The sequence below is a fragment of the Novosphingobium sp. genome (assembly GCF_027486195.1).
In the GTDB taxonomy this organism is placed as follows: domain Bacteria; phylum Pseudomonadota; class Alphaproteobacteria; order Sphingomonadales; family Sphingomonadaceae; genus Novosphingobium.
This window is the reverse complement of sequence record NZ_JAIXPP010000024.1, coordinates 19,840-36,850: the sequence shown is the minus strand read 5'-3', so window position 1 is coordinate 36,850 and position 17,011 is coordinate 19,840. Positions and strand designations below refer to the sequence as shown.

General features: G+C 65.5%; 14 protein-coding genes. 9 read left to right on the top strand and 5 right to left on the bottom strand.

Annotation, left to right across the window (positions count from 1 at the left end; translation table 11 throughout):
* Window positions 1–423: 423 nt before the first annotated feature.
* The 3 genes from Q0071_RS05510 to Q0071_RS05500 are packed head-to-tail and all read left to right on the top strand — an operon-like array spanning window position 424 to window position 2,299.
* Window positions 424–858 carry a TIGR01244 family sulfur transferase gene (locus Q0071_RS05510; protein ID WP_298166156.1) on the top strand — a complete coding sequence of 145 codons (435 nt, stop codon included), beginning with the start codon at window positions 424–426 and terminating at the stop codon, window positions 856–858.
* A gap of 17 nt (window positions 859–875) precedes the next feature.
* A complete protein-coding gene (locus tag Q0071_RS05505; RefSeq protein WP_298166154.1) occupies window positions 876–1,313 on the top strand; it encodes a hypothetical protein in 438 nt (145 codons plus the stop codon).
* Window positions 1,310–2,299, top strand: a complete 990-nt coding sequence (locus tag Q0071_RS05500) for a sterol desaturase family protein (protein WP_298166152.1) — start codon at window positions 1,310–1,312, stop codon at window positions 2,297–2,299. The genes Q0071_RS05505 and Q0071_RS05500 overlap by 4 nt, the downstream gene beginning before the upstream one ends.
* Here Q0071_RS05500 and Q0071_RS05495 read toward each other — a convergent pair.
* Genes Q0071_RS05495 through Q0071_RS05475 form a run of 5 tightly spaced genes read right to left on the bottom strand, consistent with a single transcriptional unit; the run spans window position 2,240 to window position 8,853 of the window.
* On the bottom strand, window positions 2,240–3,709 hold the full coding sequence (locus Q0071_RS05495; RefSeq protein WP_298166150.1) for a hypothetical protein: 1,470 nt from the start codon (window positions 3,707–3,709) through the stop codon (window positions 2,240–2,242). The two genes, Q0071_RS05500 and Q0071_RS05495, sit on opposite strands and share 60 nt — an antisense overlap.
* Window positions 3,710–3,749: 40 nt before the next feature.
* Entirely contained in the window at window positions 3,750–5,069 is a 1,320-nt protein-coding gene (gene wecC / locus Q0071_RS05490) for a UDP-N-acetyl-D-mannosamine dehydrogenase (RefSeq protein WP_298166148.1), read from the bottom strand.
* On the bottom strand, window positions 5,059–6,180 hold the full coding sequence (wecB, locus tag Q0071_RS05485; protein WP_298166146.1) for a UDP-N-acetylglucosamine 2-epimerase (non-hydrolyzing): 1,122 nt from the start codon (window positions 6,178–6,180) through the stop codon (window positions 5,059–5,061). The genes wecC and wecB overlap by 11 nt, the downstream gene beginning before the upstream one ends.
* 39 nt (window positions 6,181–6,219) lie before the next feature.
* Entirely contained in the window at window positions 6,220–7,206 is a 987-nt protein-coding gene (locus tag Q0071_RS05480) for an agmatine deiminase family protein (protein WP_298166144.1), read from the bottom strand.
* A gap of 3 nt (window positions 7,207–7,209) precedes the next feature.
* A complete protein-coding gene (locus tag Q0071_RS05475) occupies window positions 7,210–8,853 on the bottom strand; it encodes a M28 family metallopeptidase (RefSeq protein ID WP_298166162.1) in 1,644 nt (547 codons plus the stop codon).
* Window positions 8,854–9,044: 191 nt separating this feature from the next.
* Here Q0071_RS05475 and glnE point away from each other — a divergent pair, with 191 nt between their 5' ends.
* The 6 genes from glnE to Q0071_RS05445 all read left to right on the top strand — a co-directional run bounded on the left by glnE (window position 9,045) and on the right by Q0071_RS05445 (window position 17,010).
* Window positions 9,045–11,774 (top strand): bifunctional [glutamate--ammonia ligase]-adenylyl-L-tyrosine phosphorylase/[glutamate--ammonia-ligase] adenylyltransferase, encoded by a 2,730-nt coding sequence (glnE, locus tag Q0071_RS05470; RefSeq protein ID WP_298166142.1) that lies wholly within the window; start codon window positions 9,045–9,047, stop codon window positions 11,772–11,774.
* Window positions 11,771–12,244: a peroxiredoxin gene (locus Q0071_RS05465; protein WP_298166141.1), complete on the top strand. Its 474-nt coding sequence runs from the start codon at window positions 11,771–11,773 to the stop codon at window positions 12,242–12,244. The genes glnE and Q0071_RS05465 overlap by 4 nt, the downstream gene beginning before the upstream one ends.
* Before the next feature lie 7 nt (window positions 12,245–12,251).
* Entirely contained in the window at window positions 12,252–13,046 is a 795-nt protein-coding gene (locus Q0071_RS05460) for a ferritin-like domain-containing protein (protein ID WP_298166139.1), read from the top strand.
* A gap of 265 nt (window positions 13,047–13,311) precedes the next feature.
* The gene (locus tag Q0071_RS05455; protein WP_298166138.1) at window positions 13,312–13,956 is read left to right on the top strand and encodes a M23 family metallopeptidase; all 645 of its coding nucleotides are present in this window, start codon (window positions 13,312–13,314) and stop codon (window positions 13,954–13,956) included.
* A gap of 190 nt (window positions 13,957–14,146) precedes the next feature.
* Window positions 14,147–15,685, top strand: coding sequence for an acyl-CoA synthetase (locus tag Q0071_RS05450; protein ID WP_298166136.1), 1,539 nt, complete (start codon window positions 14,147–14,149; stop codon window positions 15,683–15,685).
* A gap of 23 nt (window positions 15,686–15,708) precedes the next feature.
* Window positions 15,709–17,010 (top strand): cytochrome P450, encoded by a 1,302-nt coding sequence (locus tag Q0071_RS05445; protein ID WP_298166135.1) that lies wholly within the window; start codon window positions 15,709–15,711, stop codon window positions 17,008–17,010.
* Window position 17,011: the final 1 nt, after the last annotated feature.

Here is a 17,011-nt window from a genome sequence, read left to right as displayed (position 1 = left end):
CCGCCGCCCTCTGTCAAAACCCATAAAAACCAATAAACCTTCGTTCCGCCCCTGCTTTCCTGGGTGCCGCAAGCCGGACGCGGCTGCCGACGGCACAACAAGGGAAATGCGCGAGACTCCGCTCGCCTGATCCTCTGCACTTGAGACTATAACCAACAAAAGGCTCCAGCGCGAACGGATTCGTTGCTTGGGAGGACTTGGCGGCAGATGGGTGTGGCCTTTCTACCATGTTCAGGCGGCACTTGCCCTCGCCGGAGGCTTTCGGCAAAGCTGATGTGATGCATTTGTCCTCGCCTTCGGCTGTCCGTTCGGTATGGGCCGCGTGCGCCGGGATGACGGCCGCTGGCGCCCCGTTTGCGCAAGACTTAGAGACAACACCGCAACGGCGTGAACGGTGCGGCGGCACTGAAGAGAGATAACCTCATGTTTCGCAAGATCGACGACAAAACCTTCGCCAGCCCGCAGATCGAGCTTGCGGACGTGACTGAAGCTCAGGCGCTGGGCATAGGCTTGATCATCAACAACCGGCCTGAGGACGAGTCCCCGGACCAGACACCAGGTGCCGCAATCGAAGCCGCTGCCAACGCAGCCGGCATCGCCTATGTCGCGATCCCCGTCACGCATGCGGGCTTCTCCATGCCGCAGGTCGAAGCGATGGAAGCGGCCCTTGCTGCAGCTGGCGACAAACCGGTGCTGGCCTATTGCCGCTCCGGCACCCGCTCCACGCTGCTCTGGGCACTGGCGCAAGCGAAGATGGGCATGACGCCGGATGCGATCGCAGCCCATGCCGCAGGTGCAGGCTATGACGTGAGCCCGATCACGCCGCAGCTCGATTTCCTCGCCGCGCAGGCGCGCTGAGGCAGGCGATCCGCGCAATGGCATTGGACGCCTTCCTTGCGCTCCCCGGCGCAGGCATTGCCTTGCAGGCGATCGGTTCGCTTGCAGCCGTGCTGCTGGTCTTCGTGATCGTGCGCGCGCTCGGCATGGGCAGCGACGTGCGGATAGCTGATGAAGGCGAGGCCCGCGCCCTTGCCGAGGAAGCGCGCTGCGGGTTCGATCCGGTCGATGTCGCGCTCGACCGCGCACGTATCGGCGCGCTGCTGCGCAACGCGGCCGGCGAGGTGATGCTCATCCGGCGGCACGGTGCGAAGTTCGCCGGGCGGCTTCTTTCGTCGCATGTAGGTGCGCGGCTCGATCGCGGGTTCATCACGCTATCAACCGATGATCCGCATTTTGGCAGCATCACCCTTGATCTGGGCGATCAGGCGCAAATCTGGGCCGCCAGCCTGCGCCGACTGGGAACACGCGCATGAACGAGACACTGGCCTCGGTCATCGCCGCGCTCGGCACGCCGATCACCCATCCGATCGACGTGATCGCCTATGCGGTGCCGGCATTCGTCGCGCTCATCCTGATCGAGATCGCATGGGCGCGCCGCCATGCACCAAACGCTTACGAAGCGCGCGATATGCTGACCTCGCTGCTGATGGGCCTTGGCAGCACGATCGCCGGTGCGCTGGTGGCAGGCGCGATCTACGCCGCCGCAACCTGGCTTTACGCGCAACGCATTTCCACCGTGCCCTATGCCTGGTGGTCGTGGATTGCGGTGCTGCTGCTTGATGATTTCAACTACTATTGGGCGCATCGTACCGGCCACCGCGTCCGCTGGTTCTGGGCAGCGCACGTCAACCACCACACCAGCCAGCACTATAATCTAAGCACGGCGCTGCGGCAGACCTGGACGGGTTTTATCGCGCTTTCCTTTGTCTTCCGCATCTGGCCTGCGTTCGTCGGCGTGCCCCCGGAAATGCTGCTGACTGCGGGTGCGGCCAACACCGTCGGCCAGTTCTGGATCCACACCGAAGCCGTGCGCCGCATGCCGGCGTGGTTCGAATGGGTGTTCAACACCCCCTCGCACCACCGCGTCCACCATGCGACGAACCCGCTCTATCTCGACCGCAACTACGCCGGCGTGTTCATGTTCTGGGATCGCCTGTTCGGCACGTTCCAGCCCGAGCTCGACGAAGAACCGGCGCGCTACGGGGTGATCCGCCAGCTCGGCACCTTCAATCTGCTCCACAGTGTTTTCCACGAATGGAAAGGCATAGCGAAGGATTTTGCGGCGGCCCCGTGGCGCTACAAGCTGGCTTATCTGGTGCGTGAGCCCGGCTGGAGCCACGATGGCAGCCGCGACACAAGCGATGCGATCCGCGCCCGCTGGCTGGAGCGCACCGGCGGTCTAACGCCCAATCAGCCCCAGCGCATGGCGGATGAAGGCGTCGCGGTCAGCCACCCATAGCATCTCGTCCGAAAGCCTCGGGTTGGCATATGTCCAGCCATCTGCGGAGTAGACCTTGCTGAAGGTCCCGCTCGTGCCGAATGCGAGCGAGACAGCGCGCTGCTCGGTGCGAGTCGTAAGGCCCTCGCCCGCAATCGTTGCAGTCCCGGGCGTGAACCCCCGTCCCCATGGACGCAGCGCGAAGACATACGGCTCGGTGCGGAAGCTGTGCACCTCGGTGTTGAAGAACACCGACAGGTACACCTGATCAAGCGCACCAAGCGCCGCAGGCGGCATCCGCCATTCGGACGTGGCAATCACCGGCCAGGGATAGTGCTGCGGATTACCATAGAGGATCTCGCTGCGCAGATCGACGAGCGCATCGCGCGGCTCCTGCAGCGGCGCGACCCGATCGATCCGGAGGTTGTTGGCCCAGGTAAACCCGAACGAAGTCGCATCGATAAGCGGCATCGCCGAAGGCGAACCACGGCCCGGGGCGTTCGAGACACGAACATTCTCGTAGATGCGCAAATAGGCCTTGTCCTTCAGCTGGTGCCCGCTTGCGATATTGCTCCAGCCCAATTGGCCCTTCCAGCTTACATTGCGGAAATGGGAAACCAGCGTGCCATTGATGTAAGTGCTGTGCTCCTGATCATTGTTGGTGCCGACATTGCCCTCGATCTCGCTGTCTTCGGCATAGAGCATGGTCTCACCGCTGGGCACGAAAATCGCGTTCTTGCCGCCGAACAGCCGCGATCGCCGGATGACCGCCGTGAACAGGCCGGGCGGCGCACCTCCGAACGTCTCCAGATGCAGCGCGCCCATCGGCTGGATCGCACCGGGAAAATCGAGCTCGATGTCCCGCATTTCGAAATGAATGCGGCTTCGGCCCATTTCCAGCGCACGCAAGCGCAGGACAGCCCATTGATCGCCGCTGCGAAACGTCACCCGCTCGCCGGGAATGGACGAGCGGAAGATGTACTGCGTGCCATCGAGGTTGCCGACGATGTCCGGCAGGCTGGGCGCAAAGGGGTAGACGCAAGGCCGTCCAGCCCGGTCGCGGGCTTCGTAGATGAACTCGAGGCCGCCTTCGGCGCGGCCATAGAGCGAAGCTAAATCGTTGCCCTGATAGACCTCGCGCCCTGCCGCCTGCGAGGCATCGCACTTCACGAAGAAGCGGTTGGCGGGCCGGCGTAGCCCCTGCATCGGCATGTAGGACGGGTAGGTCGCATCGTGTGCGGCATATTCGGCCAGCGTGCGCGGCGGCGGCAGCTCCGGCGGGACCACTGGCTGAAGCGGCGGCACAGCCGTCTGCTGCCCAGTGCCGGCGCCGCGCGCTGTCGTTTGCGCGTTCGATTCGCTGCCGAGGCCGCTGCAGCCGATGGTGCCGAGGACCGCGAGACCGGCGGCCAGCCGAAGGGGTAGTCTCATGGCGATCCTTCCGGCCACGGGCAGGCTCGACCGCATGAGCTCAGCTGGCAAGCCGCAGCGCGGTGCCGGCACTCTCCGCATCCGGCTGGTCCGGCCAGATGCCGCGCGTATCGTAGATCACCTTGCCGCTGCGCTCAGCGAGCGGGACGACCTTGAACACGTCGTGGTCGACCAACACGACCAGCAGGTCGCAGGTCTCCAGCGCATCGTCGAGATCGATCAGGCTTGCGCCGGTGTCGGTGAATTCGACTGGCAGCACGTTCGCATAAGGCTCAACGATGCTCACGCGATTGCCGTACTTGCGGGCGATCCGCGCTGCGACAAAGCGCGCCGGGCTCTCGCGGAAGTCGTCGATGTTGGCCTTGAACGCGAGGCCGAGGCACGCGATGCGAGCATTGGGCTGCGCTTCGATCAGTTCGGTGGCCCGTGCGATCACGTGGTGCATCTTCTGGTCGTTGACCCCGCGCGCGGTGCGGATCAGCGGGGTATCGTCGGGCGCGCTCGCCACGATGAACCAGGGATCGACCGCGATGCAGTGTCCGCCGACGCCCGGGCCCGGCTGCAGGATATTGACGCGCGGGTGGCGGTTGGCCAGCCGGATCACTTCCCACACATCAAGACCCATGCGGTCCGCCACGATCGAAAGCTCGTTGGCAAACGCGATGTTCACGTCGCGGTAGGCGTTTTCGACCAGCTTGGTCATTTCTGCCGAACGCGCGTCGGTGGTGATGCAGGTTCCCCGGACGAAGCGCTTGTAGAAGGCGAGCGCCTTGCGTGCGCAGCGGGGGGTAATGCCGCCGATCGAGCGGTCGTTGTTGGTGAGTTCTTCCAGAATGCGGCCCGGCAGCACGCGCTCGGGGCAATAGGCGATCGACACGTCCGGTGTCTCGCGCGTCAGGCCGGGGAACTTGAGATCCGGACGCAGGCCCGCCATCAGATCACGCATCGCATCGGTCGTGCCCACGGGGCTGGTCGATTCGAGGATCACAACGTCGCCGGGCTTGAGCACACCTGCCACTTCGCTGGCAGCGGCCTGAACATAAGATACGTCCGGCGTGTGGTGACCGTCCTTGGCGAACGGTGTCGGCACCGCGATGACGAAAACGTCGGCGGGTTCGATCTGGGTCGATGCGCGCAGCAGGCCGCGCTGGACCACGCCCTGCACCAGCCCGTCGAGATCGACTTCCTCGATATGGATTTCGCCGCGGTTGATCGTGTCGACCACGTGCTGCGTCACATCGAGGCCGAGCACCGGGCAGCCGGAACGGGCAATGATCGCAGCAGTGGGAAGTCCGATGTAGCCGAGGCCGACAACGCAGACCTGCGGCTTCTGATCGCCATTTCCGATTTTAGCGGACATTCCCCAAGAGCTCCACGATACGCTGCGCAGCGTGCCCGTCCCCGAAGGGATTGTGCGCGCGCGCCATTGCCGAATAGGCAGCCTTATCGTCGAGCAGAGTAAAGATTTCGGAAACTATCCGGGCTGTGTCGGTGCCCACGAGCCGCGCCGTGCCGGCCTCGACGCCCTCGGGCCGCTCGGTCGTCTCGCGCATGACGAGGACAGGCTTGCCGAGCGCGGGCGCTTCCTCCTGCACGCCGCCGCTGTCGGTGAGCATGATTTCGGCCAGGCCCAGCAGGCGCGCGAAGTGCGGATAGTCGAGCGGCTCGATCAGCGCGACGTTGGGAAGATCGCCCAGCGCGCCTTCCATCACCTTGCGCACATTGGGATTGGGGTGGACCGGGAAGATCAGCGCCACATCGGGGCGCGCGGCAATCTGCCGAATCGCCTCGGCGATAGCCTCCAGCCCCCCGCCGAAATTCTCGCGCCGGTGGCTGGTGACGCCGATGATCCGCTTGCCCGCGAACCGTGCCTCAAGGCCCGCAAGACCGCTTGCCAGTGCAGGTTCGGCTTCGATCCGGGCGCTCACCCATTGCAGCGCATCGATCACGGTGTTGCCGGTCACGTGGATGGCATCGGCGGCTACGTTCTCGGCCTTGAGCGCCGCAGCAGAGGTCTCGGTCGGCGCAAAATGTAGCGCAGCGATGGTGCCGATGATCTTGCGGTTCACCTCCTCGGGCCAGGGGTGATAGATATTGTGGCTGCGCAGCCCAGCCTCGACATGGGCGACGGGGATCTTGCGGTAATAGGCCGCCAGCGCACCGGCCATCGCGGTGGCGGTATCGCCCTGCACCACGACCCAGTCCGGCTTTTCAGCGTCCATCACCCCGCCCAGGCCCGTGAGCAGCGCAGCGGTGAGGCCGTCGAGCGTCTGGTCGGGTTTCATCAGATCAAGATCATGATCCGGCACGATCCCGGCGATAGCCAGCACCTGATCGAGCATGCCGCGGTGCTGCGCCGAGACGCAGGTCACGACGCGAAAAGCGGGATCGGCGGCTAGTGCATGCACCACCGGAAACATCTTGATCGCTTCCGGCCGCGTGCCGAACACCACGAGAATTGTCTGTGTCATGCGCCTGCCCCTACCATGCGCCGGTTAAGGGGCGCATAATCAGGCCGCAGGCATTTGCTGACTGGAACAATGGAAACCCCCGCCGCCTGCAAGCACCGCATCGGCCATGAGCCCGATGACCGCGCGCCCGGGAAAGAGTTCCGCAATCGCGGCGACGCCATCATCGTCATGCTGCGTTCCGAACACCGGAACGATGACCACCTCGTTGGCGATCACGAAGTTCATGTAGCTCGCCGGCTGGATCATCCCGCCCCATTCAACCAGCCCCGGCGAAGGAACCTCTACAACTTCCACTCCGAAATCACGCGCCCGCGCTGCCGCATCGGTATAGATCGTCGCATTGGGATCGCCCGGCCCGGTCGCGCGCGGCAGCGCCAGCCGGTTCGGCGCCACGAACCGCGCAAGGTTGTCGACATGGCCATCAGTATGATCGTTGATGAGGCCATCTCCGAGCCACAGCACGCGCTCGTACCCGAGATCGCGCGCCAGCCGCGCTTCAAGATCGGCCTTTGCCAATGATGGATTGCGGTTCGGATTAAGAAGGCACTGCGCAGTCGTCGTAACAAGGCCTGTCCCGTCACCATCAAGCGCGCCGCCTTCAAGGATCCAGTCGCAACGGTCCGCAGGCAGACCCGCGCTGGCGGCCAGATCGGCGCCGATCGCCTCGTCCCCGGGCATCAGATACTTGCCGCCCCAGCCGTTGAAGCCAAACAGCCGCGCGCGCCGCTCTTCGCCCCCACACACCACCAGCGGCCCCGTATCGCGCAACCACACATCGCCATAGACGCGGCGCTCCAGCGTGACCGCGCTCGACACCAGACTGCGCGCGCGCGCCTCGTTGGCTCCGTCGCGCACGATCAGGCGGACTTCCTGTCCGCTATCGGCAACGGCGCTAGCAAAGGCGGCAATCTGCTCCTGAGCAGCATCGATCACGCCGGACCATTCCTCCGCCAGATGCGGAAAGCCGATCCACAGCCAGTCCTGCGGATGCCATTCCGGCGGCATTCGCAGCGCAGTCGCGGTCATGGGTTACTTGCCCTTCGCTTCGGCGAGGCTCTTGTCGCGGATCGCCCGGAATTCGTCGTTCGGGTGCCAGTTCGGCCACACCGAGCTGTCGGCAAGCTCGCGGCCGAGCCGATAGAACAGCTTCACATCCTGGACCATGCCCGAGATGTCCCAGCTTTCCTGATACTGGTCGCTCGGCTGATGATAGCGCACGTTGGTGTAGTCATCCGAAGCAGCCTGCCCGGCCGCTTTGCCGCCCACCACAAGATCGGTGCCGCGGGCGACATCGAACATCGGCACCCCGCGCTTGGCGAAGCTGAAGTGGTCGGAGCGGTAGTAATGGCCGCGCTCGGGATGCTCCTCCGGCGATTCGCTGAGGCCCATCTCGCCCTCGACCTTGCGCAGGATCGTCGTCAGTTCGGACTTGTCGCCCCCGGTAACGGTGATGTCCTTCGCGGGGCCACCCACCGCCAGCGCATCCATATTGACGCCGCCCACCGTCTTCGCGAGCGGGAAGACCGGGTTCTGCGCATAGTATTCGGAGCCCAGCAGGCCCGACTCCTCGAGCGTGACGGCAAGGAAAACCTGGCTGCGCGCCGTGCCGCCTGCGGCAGCGTTCATCTTGGCCAGCGCCGCCAGTGCGGCAACGCCGGTCGCGTTGTCGACCGCGCCGTTGCAGATGTCATCACCCGTCGCATCGGGCTTGCAGCGACCAAGGTGATCCCAATGCGCGCTGTAGAGCACGTATTCATCGGGACGCGTCTTGCCCGGCAGCAGACCTACGACGTTGTGCGAATTGGCTTTCTCGATCGTGTTGTCGAACGAGAGGCTGGCCTTGAGGCCGAGCGGCACCGGCTTGAAGCCCTTCGCCTGCGCCGCAGCCGTCAGCGCAGCAAGATCCTTGCCGGCCGCCTTGAGGATCGCCTCCGCCACCGGCTTCTGGATCCAGCCGTTCGCCCCGGTCTGATCCGCGCCATCGTTGGCGGTCTGCACGAAATGCTGCGCGCCGGACCAGCTCGATTCGACCACCTGCCAGCCATAGGCTGCCGGGAAGGTATCGTGGATGATCAGCGCCCCCGTGGCTCCCTGCCGCGCAGCTTCCTCGAACTTGTAGGTCCACCGCCCGTAGTAGGTCATGCGGCGACCGCGGAAGAGACCGTTCTCGCCTTCCATCGCATAGTCCGGATCGTTGACGAGGATGACGGCGGTCTTTCCGTGCATGTCGATGCCGGCATAGTCGTTCCAGCCCAGTTCGGGCGCGTTGATGCCATAGCCGACAAAGACCAGCTCGCTGTCCTTCACTTCGGTATGCGGCGTGATGCGATAGCTGCCTGCCACGAATTCGGTCGAAGGCTTGAAAGTCATCGAGGTGACGGTTGCCGATTGGGCACCGCCGGTGATGGTGAGCGGGCTGCGATTGGTTGCGGTGATTGTTGCCGTCGGCACATCCTGCAGCCACGTTGGCTTGCCATCTTGCCCCTTGTTGCCGGGCTGAAGCCCGGCCGCCTTGAACCGCGCGATGATCGCGTCGAGCGTCTTCGGCTCGGCAGCAGTGCCCGGCCCGCGACCTTCGTACTCGTCAGACGACAGCGTGCGGATCGTCTCCCGCATCAGTGCCTCATCGACCGGAGGCACTGCGGACGCAGCGTGGCTCGCTGCCATCGGCATTACCAGCGCAGCACCGCACATCAGGCCCAAGACCTTGCGACCAAACGACTTGCTGATCTTCATCCTCAATTCCCTCATGGCATTCAAAGCACCGGTTCTGGCAGTGGCGGCACAGGTGGCAGAGCCCCCGCGTGCTGGCAAGCCGCACGCATGCGCTTGATCGCACGGCGCCGACCGGGCATCGCAGAACCATGACCGGCACCAGCCAGACAGCGGACTGGGCGCACGCCCTCCACCGCGCCCGCAGCGAAGCGCCGTTCCTCGCCCGCGGCCTGGACCGGCTGCCCGATCTCGAGGCGCTGCTCAGGGCCGGCCGAATCGAGGATGCGCTCGCTGCCGCCCATCAGGCAGGGTCCGGGGAGCCTGACACCGGCATCGCCTTGCGCCGGCAGCGACTGGCGCTTGCTGTCGCGCTTGCCATCGGGGATCTCGCTGGCGCGCTTCCGCTCGCCCGGGTGATGACCGAACTGTCTGCATTTGCCGATTGTGCGCTTGACGCCGCGATCATCGCCGCCATGCGCCGCCGCGTCCCCGATGCCGAACCGCGGGGCTTTTCAGCCATCGCGCTCGGCAAGCACGGCGCGGGCGAGCTCAACTACTCGTCGGATATCGACCCGATCCTGCTCTACGATCCCGACCTACTGCCGCGCCGCGAACGCGACGATCCAGCCGAAGCGGCCCAGCGCATCGCGCGCACTGTGGTCGAGCTGCTGAGCACGGTCACGAGCGAGGGATACGTTTTTCGCGTCGATCTGCGTCTGCGCCCTGCGGCCGAGGTCACACCGCTGGCGCTGCCCTTTGTCGCCGCCATCACGCACTACGAATCGAGCGCGCTGGCATGGGAGCGAGCTGCCTATATCCGTGCGCGTCCGGCAGCAGGGGACGTCGTCGCAGGGCAGGTCTTTCTCGATGCGATCCGCCCGTTCGTCTGGCGCCGCAGCCTTGATTTCGGCGCGATTGCCGAGATCGGACGCCTGACCACGCGTATTCGCGACCACTACGCCGGTGGGCAGGCCGTCGGCCCCGGATATGACCTCAAACGCGGGCGCGGCGGCATCCGCGAGGTCGAATTCTTCGCCCAGACGCATCAGCTGATCCACGGTGGCCGCAACCCCGCGCTGCGCCTGCGCGGCACCCGCGCGGCGCTCGACGCTCTGGCGGAGGCCGGAATCGTCACCACCGATGACGCCGTGCTGCTTGGCGACAGCTACGACCGGCTGCGTACACTCGAACACCGACTGCAGATGATCGCGGACCAGCAGACGCACAGCCTGCCGACCGATCCCGCGCAACTCGATGCCGTGGCGCGACTGGAGGGCCTTCGGTCCGGCGCGGCGCTGGTGGAAGAACTGGCCCGAATCTCGGAGGCCGTCGGCAGCCGGTTCGACAACCTGATTGCCACTTATGCGCCAAGCGGGGCGGTCCCCGTCACCGCCCGCCCACTCGAACAGGAACTGCAGGCGCTTGGCTTTGCCGATCCGGGTGCGCTCGCCACACGAATCGAAAGCTGGGAAAGCGGCCAGTACCGCGCCCTGCGCAGCGCCGAAGCCCGCGCCGCCTTTGCGCGTCTGCGCGGCACGCTGCTCGGCGCTCTGGCCGCAGCGCCTGATCCCGAACGCGCGCTGCTGCGCTGGGAAGGTCTGCTTGCCGGGCTGCCGAGCGCGATCAACATCTTCCAGCTGCTGGAGGCGCGCCCCGCGCTGCTCGGCGTCGTCATGCGCGTCCTCGCCCACGCGCCCACGCTGGCCGACGAGCTCGCCCGCCGTTCGGACCTGCTCGACACGCTGATCGATCGCAGCGCCTTCGATCTGCCTGGCAGTGTCGAAAGCCTCGCCACCGAGTTTCGGCGCTGCGAGGCAGGCGATGATTACCAGTGCCTGCTCGATGCCGTGCGCCGAAAGGTCGGTGAGTGGCGCTTTGCACTCGGCGTGCAACTGATCGAAAGCCAGGCAAGCGAAACCTGGCGCGATCCGCTCGACGTTGCCGCCGCCCTTTCGCGCATCGCCGAAGCCGCGATTCTCGTACTCACTGAAGCGGCGCGGGGCGAATTCGTCCGCGCCCACGGCCAGATCGCCGGCAGCGAACTCGTTATCCTCGGGCTCGGCAGACTGGGCGGCGCGGCCCTCACCCATGCCTCGGACCTCGACATCGTGTTCCTGTTCAGCGGCGATCACACCGGCGAATCGGACGGAGCCAGACCGCTTGGCAGCACGCTTTACTACAACCGGCTCGCCCAGCGGGTGATCGCAGCGCTGTCCGCCCCGACTGCGGCAGGCGCGCTCTACGAAGTGGATGTCCGCCTGCGGCCCAGCGGTGCGCAAGGGCCGCTCGCCGTTAGCCTTGAGAGCTTTGCGCGCTATCAGCGCGAGGATGCGTGGACCTGGGAGCACATGGCGCTGTGCCGGGCGCGGCCCCTGTTCGGACGGGCAGAAGACTGCGCCGCGCTTTCGACGATCATCGATGACGTGCTGCACCGCCCGCGCGACGGCGAGAAGCTGCGCGCCGATGTCCATGCGATGCGGGTGGAAATGGCGCAGCACAAGCCGCCAGCGGGCCCGCTCGACGTGAAGCTGGCACGCGGCGGGCTCGTCGATCTGGAGTTCCTCGTCCACTATCTGCAGCTGCGCGAGCGTACCGCGCTCGATCCCGATCTCGGGTGTGCAGTCGATGCCCTGATCTCGGCGGGTCTGCTGCCGGCCCCCTTGCGCGCCGCGCACGATCTGCTGGCGCGGCTGCTCATTGTCGTGCGCCTCGTTGCCCCCGACGGACGCTATCCGCCTGAAGCCAGCCGCGCTATCGTTGCCAAAGCGTGCGGTCTGGCCGAATGGCCGGGCCTGCTGACTGCCGTGCTGGCGGCCCGCCGCGATATCGCGGCCTGTTGGCACACCATTTTTGACGAGAAACTGGAGATCCACGAATGAGCGAGACCATCGGCGCGGGCAGCAAACTGCCTGATGTTGCCATGACAACTCCCGAAGGCGGCACTGTGAAGCCGTCCGATTTTCTCGGCCGCAAGCTGGTGCTGTTCTTCTATCCCAAGGACGACACCCCCGGCTGCACCACGGAGAACAAGGACTTTTCCGCGCTCGCGGCCGAGTTCGATGCGGCCGGCACCGCGCTGCTCGGCGTGAGCAAGGATCCGCCGAAGAAGCACCTCAAGTTCATCGAGAAGCATGGCCTTGCCGCACCGCTCGCCAGCGATGCGGAAGAAGGCGGCCTCTCGGACGCTCTGGGCATCTGGACCGAGAAATCCATGTATGGCCGCACCTACATGGGCATGGAGCGCACGACCTATCTCGTCGCGGCGGATGGGACGATCGCGCAGGTCTGGCCCAAGGTTAAGGTCAAGGGTCACGCCGAAGAGGTGCTCGCCGCCGCCAAGGCGCTTTGACTGGGCAATGACGGGGACCAGCATTGCTGCAGCGATCCGTGGTGCCATGCTCACCGCCGATCCTTCGGCCAAGGCCATGGCAACGCGCGCGGTGCGGCGCGAATGGGCGGCCGGACGGCTGGCATTCGCGTTCGACGCGGCAATGCCTGACGAGCCAGCCCGCCCGGCACGGCCCGAGTTGCTGCCGCCGAACGCCATGCCCAAGCGCGGGCGTGGCGGTTCGGAGCGCGGTCGGCTCGCGCTGCTCCATGCCCTCGCGCATATCGAATTCGTTGCGATCGACCTGGCGCTGGATGCGGCAGGCCGATTCGGTGCCGAGCGCGGGCCGGACTTCGTGAGCGATTGGCTCGATGTCGCGGCGGACGAGGCGATGCACTTCTCCTTGCTCGCGCGCCGTTTGCGCACCCTCGGCTCCGACTATGGCGCACTGCCCGCGCATGACGGGCTGTGGGACGCGGCACGCGAAACCGCGCATGATCTTGCGGCCCGCCTGGCCGTGGTCCCCATGGTGCTCGAAGCGCGCGGACTCGACGTGACTCCGGTCACCATCGAGCGCTTCGCGGCAGCAGGCGATCTGCGCTCGGCGCGGATTCTCGAGCGTATCCTGAACGACGAGATTCGGCATGTGCGCTACGGCACAACGCACTTCCTGAAACTGTGCGATGAGCGCCATGAATCACCGCCAGCCTTGTGGAAAGCGCTTGTTGCGCGGCATTTTCGAGGGGCTGTTAAGCCACCGTTCAACGACTCGGCGCGTCGTGCAGCCGGTTTATCGTACGAATTGATGTCAGGGGTTGTCTGATTAAGACACTTCCCCCTAACCCGTTCTCGTCGAGGCAGCGGGAGGGGTTTCCGCTTAGTCCTCAGGGAGCTTGCCAGGCAGGCCGGGATGATCCGGCAGGCCGTTGGCAAGATCCAGGTGGGTCGGCTCTGATAATATGCAGCGCATTTGATGCTGCACGGTCGGGGCGATTAAGGGTTAGCGGGTCGTAATGGTTAACAACAAGATTACGAAGCTGGTACTTGGCTCGATTGGTGCCCTTGCCTGTTTCTTCTCGGTTCCCGCCATGGCGAACAGCGCTGCGTCGGCCGACATTGCCGCCCCGCTCCGCGCTGCCGAAGCTGCCCGCAACGGCACCACCGCTGCTCCCGCCGATGATGAATTTCACAAGCTCTTCGCAAGCTGGAAGGCCCTTGAAACGGGTGGACCGCTTGGTGCTGCTGCCCCCGCCCAGCGTAATGGCGGTGTCTCGATCCCCTCGCTCGTTCCTGTTTCGTCGAACCGCGCCATGAGCAGCGGCTTCGGCATGCGCGTTCACCCCGTCCTCGGCGGTCTGCGCGCGCACAAGGGCATCGATCTTCCCGCCACCACCGGCACCCCGATCCACGCTTCGGCTGATGGCGTCGTCGGCAAGGCCGACTGGTTCGGCGGCTACGGCCTCTTCGTCGAGCTGGAGCATGGCGGCGGCATGGAAACGCGCTACGGCCACATGTCGCGTATCGCGGTTGCCGAAGGCCAGCGCGTCCGAAAGGGCGACGTGATCGGCTACGTCGGCTCGACCGGCCGATCGACTGGTTCGCACCTGCACTACGAAGTGCGCATCGGTGGCGAGGCGGTGAACCCCATTCCTTATATGCAGACCGTCGCACCGGGTGTCTCGACCGACACCGTTCTGGCGCAGAGCGATGTTCCTGCCCCGCTGACGCGCTGAGCGCCGCGACAAAAAGTCATCTTGGAGAGGATGGGATGAAGGCGGCGGAAACGCCGCCTTCTTCTTTTCTGGCGTCCGCGCGTGGTGCGGAAATGCAAGCCGCTGACGAATCCCGTTGCACGCATTAATCGAACGGTTAAACTCTCGGAAACAACGGCCTGATCGAGCCGCCGATCCTGAGAGGATGCGCATGCACTACCACCCGAGCGTCCACGCGAAAACCAATCCCGAAAAGCCTGCCGTGATCATGTCCGGTAGCGGCGAGGTCGTGACCTACGGAGAACTCGAAGCGCAAAGCAACCGCTTCGCCCAACTGCTGCGTTCGCGCGGGATCGGCATCGGCGATACCATCGCGCTCTGCTTCGAGAACCACCCTGCTTTCTACTCGCTGTGCTGGGGCGCGCAGCGCGCGGGGATTGTCTACGTCGCGATATCCTCGCGCCTCACCCCGCCCGAAGTCGCCTATATCGCGCAGGACAGCGGCGCAAAGCTGCTGGTCGGCTCGGGCGCGCTCACACCGCTGCTCGATGCCGTCGCCGCGCTGGCGCCCGAAGTCGCCCAGCTGCGCCTCGGCGGGAGCGGCGAACACGATCTTGCCGCTGCTCTCAACGCCATGCCCGCCGAACCCATCGCCGATGAACGCGCGGGCTGCGATATGCTCTATTCGTCCGGCACCACCGGCAAGCCAAAGGGCGTGCGGGTACCGCTGCCCGAGGATCCCGCGATCGGCGGCGCCAATTCGCTCATCATGCTCGCAGGTGGCCCATTCGGCATTCGCCCGGATGCGGTCTATCTCTCGCCCGCGCCGCTCTACCATGCTGCGCCGCTGCGCTGGTCGATGACCATTCACCGCTTCGGCGGCACCGTGGTCTGCATGGAAAAGTTCGATGCCGAGAAGGCGCTCGAAGCGATCGAGCGCTACAAGGTGACCGACAGCCAATGGGTGCCCACCCATTTCGTGCGCATGCTCAAGCTGCCGGAGGAGGTGCGCACGCGCTACGATCTCTCGTCGCTGCGCGGCGCGATTCACGCGGCTGCGCCCTGCCCCGTCCCGGTCAAGCGCGCGATGATCGAATGGTGGGGCCCGGTGCTCAATGAGTACTATGCCGGCACCGAAGGCAACGGCTTCACCTTCATCTCGAGCCCAGAATGGCTGGAGCGCCCCGGTTCGGTTGGCCGTGCGCTGCTCGGCACGATCCGCATCTGCGGCGAAAACGGCGATGAACTGCCGCGCGGCACCGAGGGCCAGGTCTTCTTCGAGGGCGGCAATCCCTTCGCCTACCACAACGATCCCGACAAGACGCGCGATGCCACCAACAAGCATGGCTGGACCAGCCTTGGCGACGTGGGCTGGGAGGACGAGGATGGCTACCTTTTCCTCACTGATCGCAAGAGCTTCATGATCATCTCGGGTGGGGTGAACATCTACCCGCAGGAGATCGAGAACCTCCTGATCACGCATCCCAAGGTGGCCGACGTCGCCGTGATCGGCGCCCCGGATCCCGACATGGGCGAGCGTGTCGTCGCCGTCGTCCAGCCGCATGACATTGAGGACGCAGGCGACGCGCTGGCTGAGGAGCTGACCGCCTGGCTCGCTCCGCAGCTCAGCCGCGTAAAGCTCCCCCGCCAGATCGATTTCCGCGCCGACCTCCCGCGCGAGCCCACCGGCAAGCTGTTCAAGCGGCTGCTGCGCGACGAATACAAGGCGGCCGCTGCAGCAGCTGCCTGACCCCTCATTCAAGGACGCATTCCATGGCCACTACCGCCGATCGCATCGTTCCCGAGGAAATCGGCCGCGCCGTGATCGATCCCGCCGCCTATTCGGCATGGGATCCGCTGCTCGACCAGTTCGATGTGCTGCGCAGCGAAGGCTTGCAGGTGGCGAAGGTGGTCTCGTCGGCCGATCTGCATGAGCCGTTCTGGCTGGTCAGCGGGTTCGACGAAGTGATGGCCGCGAGCAAGGACAACGCCACCTTCCTCAACCATCCCAAGCCCACCGTGTTCACGCTGCGCAGCACCGATGCGCTCGCCCGCGCGATCACCGGCGGCAGTCCGCATCTGGTGCAATCCCTGGTGCAGCTCGATGCGCCGCTGCACCCCAAGCTGCGCCGGCTGACGCAGGACTGGTTCATGCCCAAGAACCTGCGCACGATCGAGGAGCGCACCCGCAAGATCGCGGAGGCCACCGTAGACCGCCTTCTGGCCGCAGGCGGTGAGGGCGATTTCACCAAGCTCGTTTCCTCGCCCTATCCGCTCCACGTGGTCATGCAGATCCTCGGCGTGCCGGAGGAGGACGAGCAACGCATGCTCGTGCTCACGCAGCAGATGTTCGGAGGGCAGGACGAGGAGCTCAACCAGTCCGGCATCAAGGACCTGCCGCCCGAAATGATCACCCAGATCGTCGCGGGCGCGGTGAAGGACTTCGAGGCCTATTTCGCCGCGCTAGCCGCCGAGCGGCGCAAGAACCCCACGGATGACGTCGCCACGGTCATCGCCAATGGCACGATTGACGGCGCACCGCTCGATGATGTGGTCACCGCCGGTTACTACATCATCACCGCCAGCGCGGGGCACGATACGACCAGCGCCTCCACCGCCGGCGCGATGTTGGCATTGGCCCGCGATCCGCAGCAGTTTGCCCGGGTCAAGGCAGACCGCAGCCTGCTCGCAGGCATTGTCGAGGAAGCCATTCGCTGGACGACGCCGGTGCAGCACTTCATGCGCACCGCCTCGGTCGATACCGAGCTCGGCGGGCAGAAGATCGCCAAGGACGACTGGCTGATGCTCAACTACGTTGCGGCGAACCACGATCCCTCGCAGTTCCCCGATCCGCGCCGCTTCGACGCGGCACGCGAGGGCAACCGCCACCTCGCTTTCGGAGCAGGGGCGCACCAGTGCCTCGGGCTCCATCTCGCGCGGCTCGAGATGCGCATCCTGTTCGAAGTGCTGCTCGACCGGCTGGACAGCGTAGAACTGGCGGGCGAACCCGCACGGGCCAAGTCCACATTTGTCGGCGGGCTCAAGCGCCTTCCCCTGCGGTGGAAGGCGGCCTGAG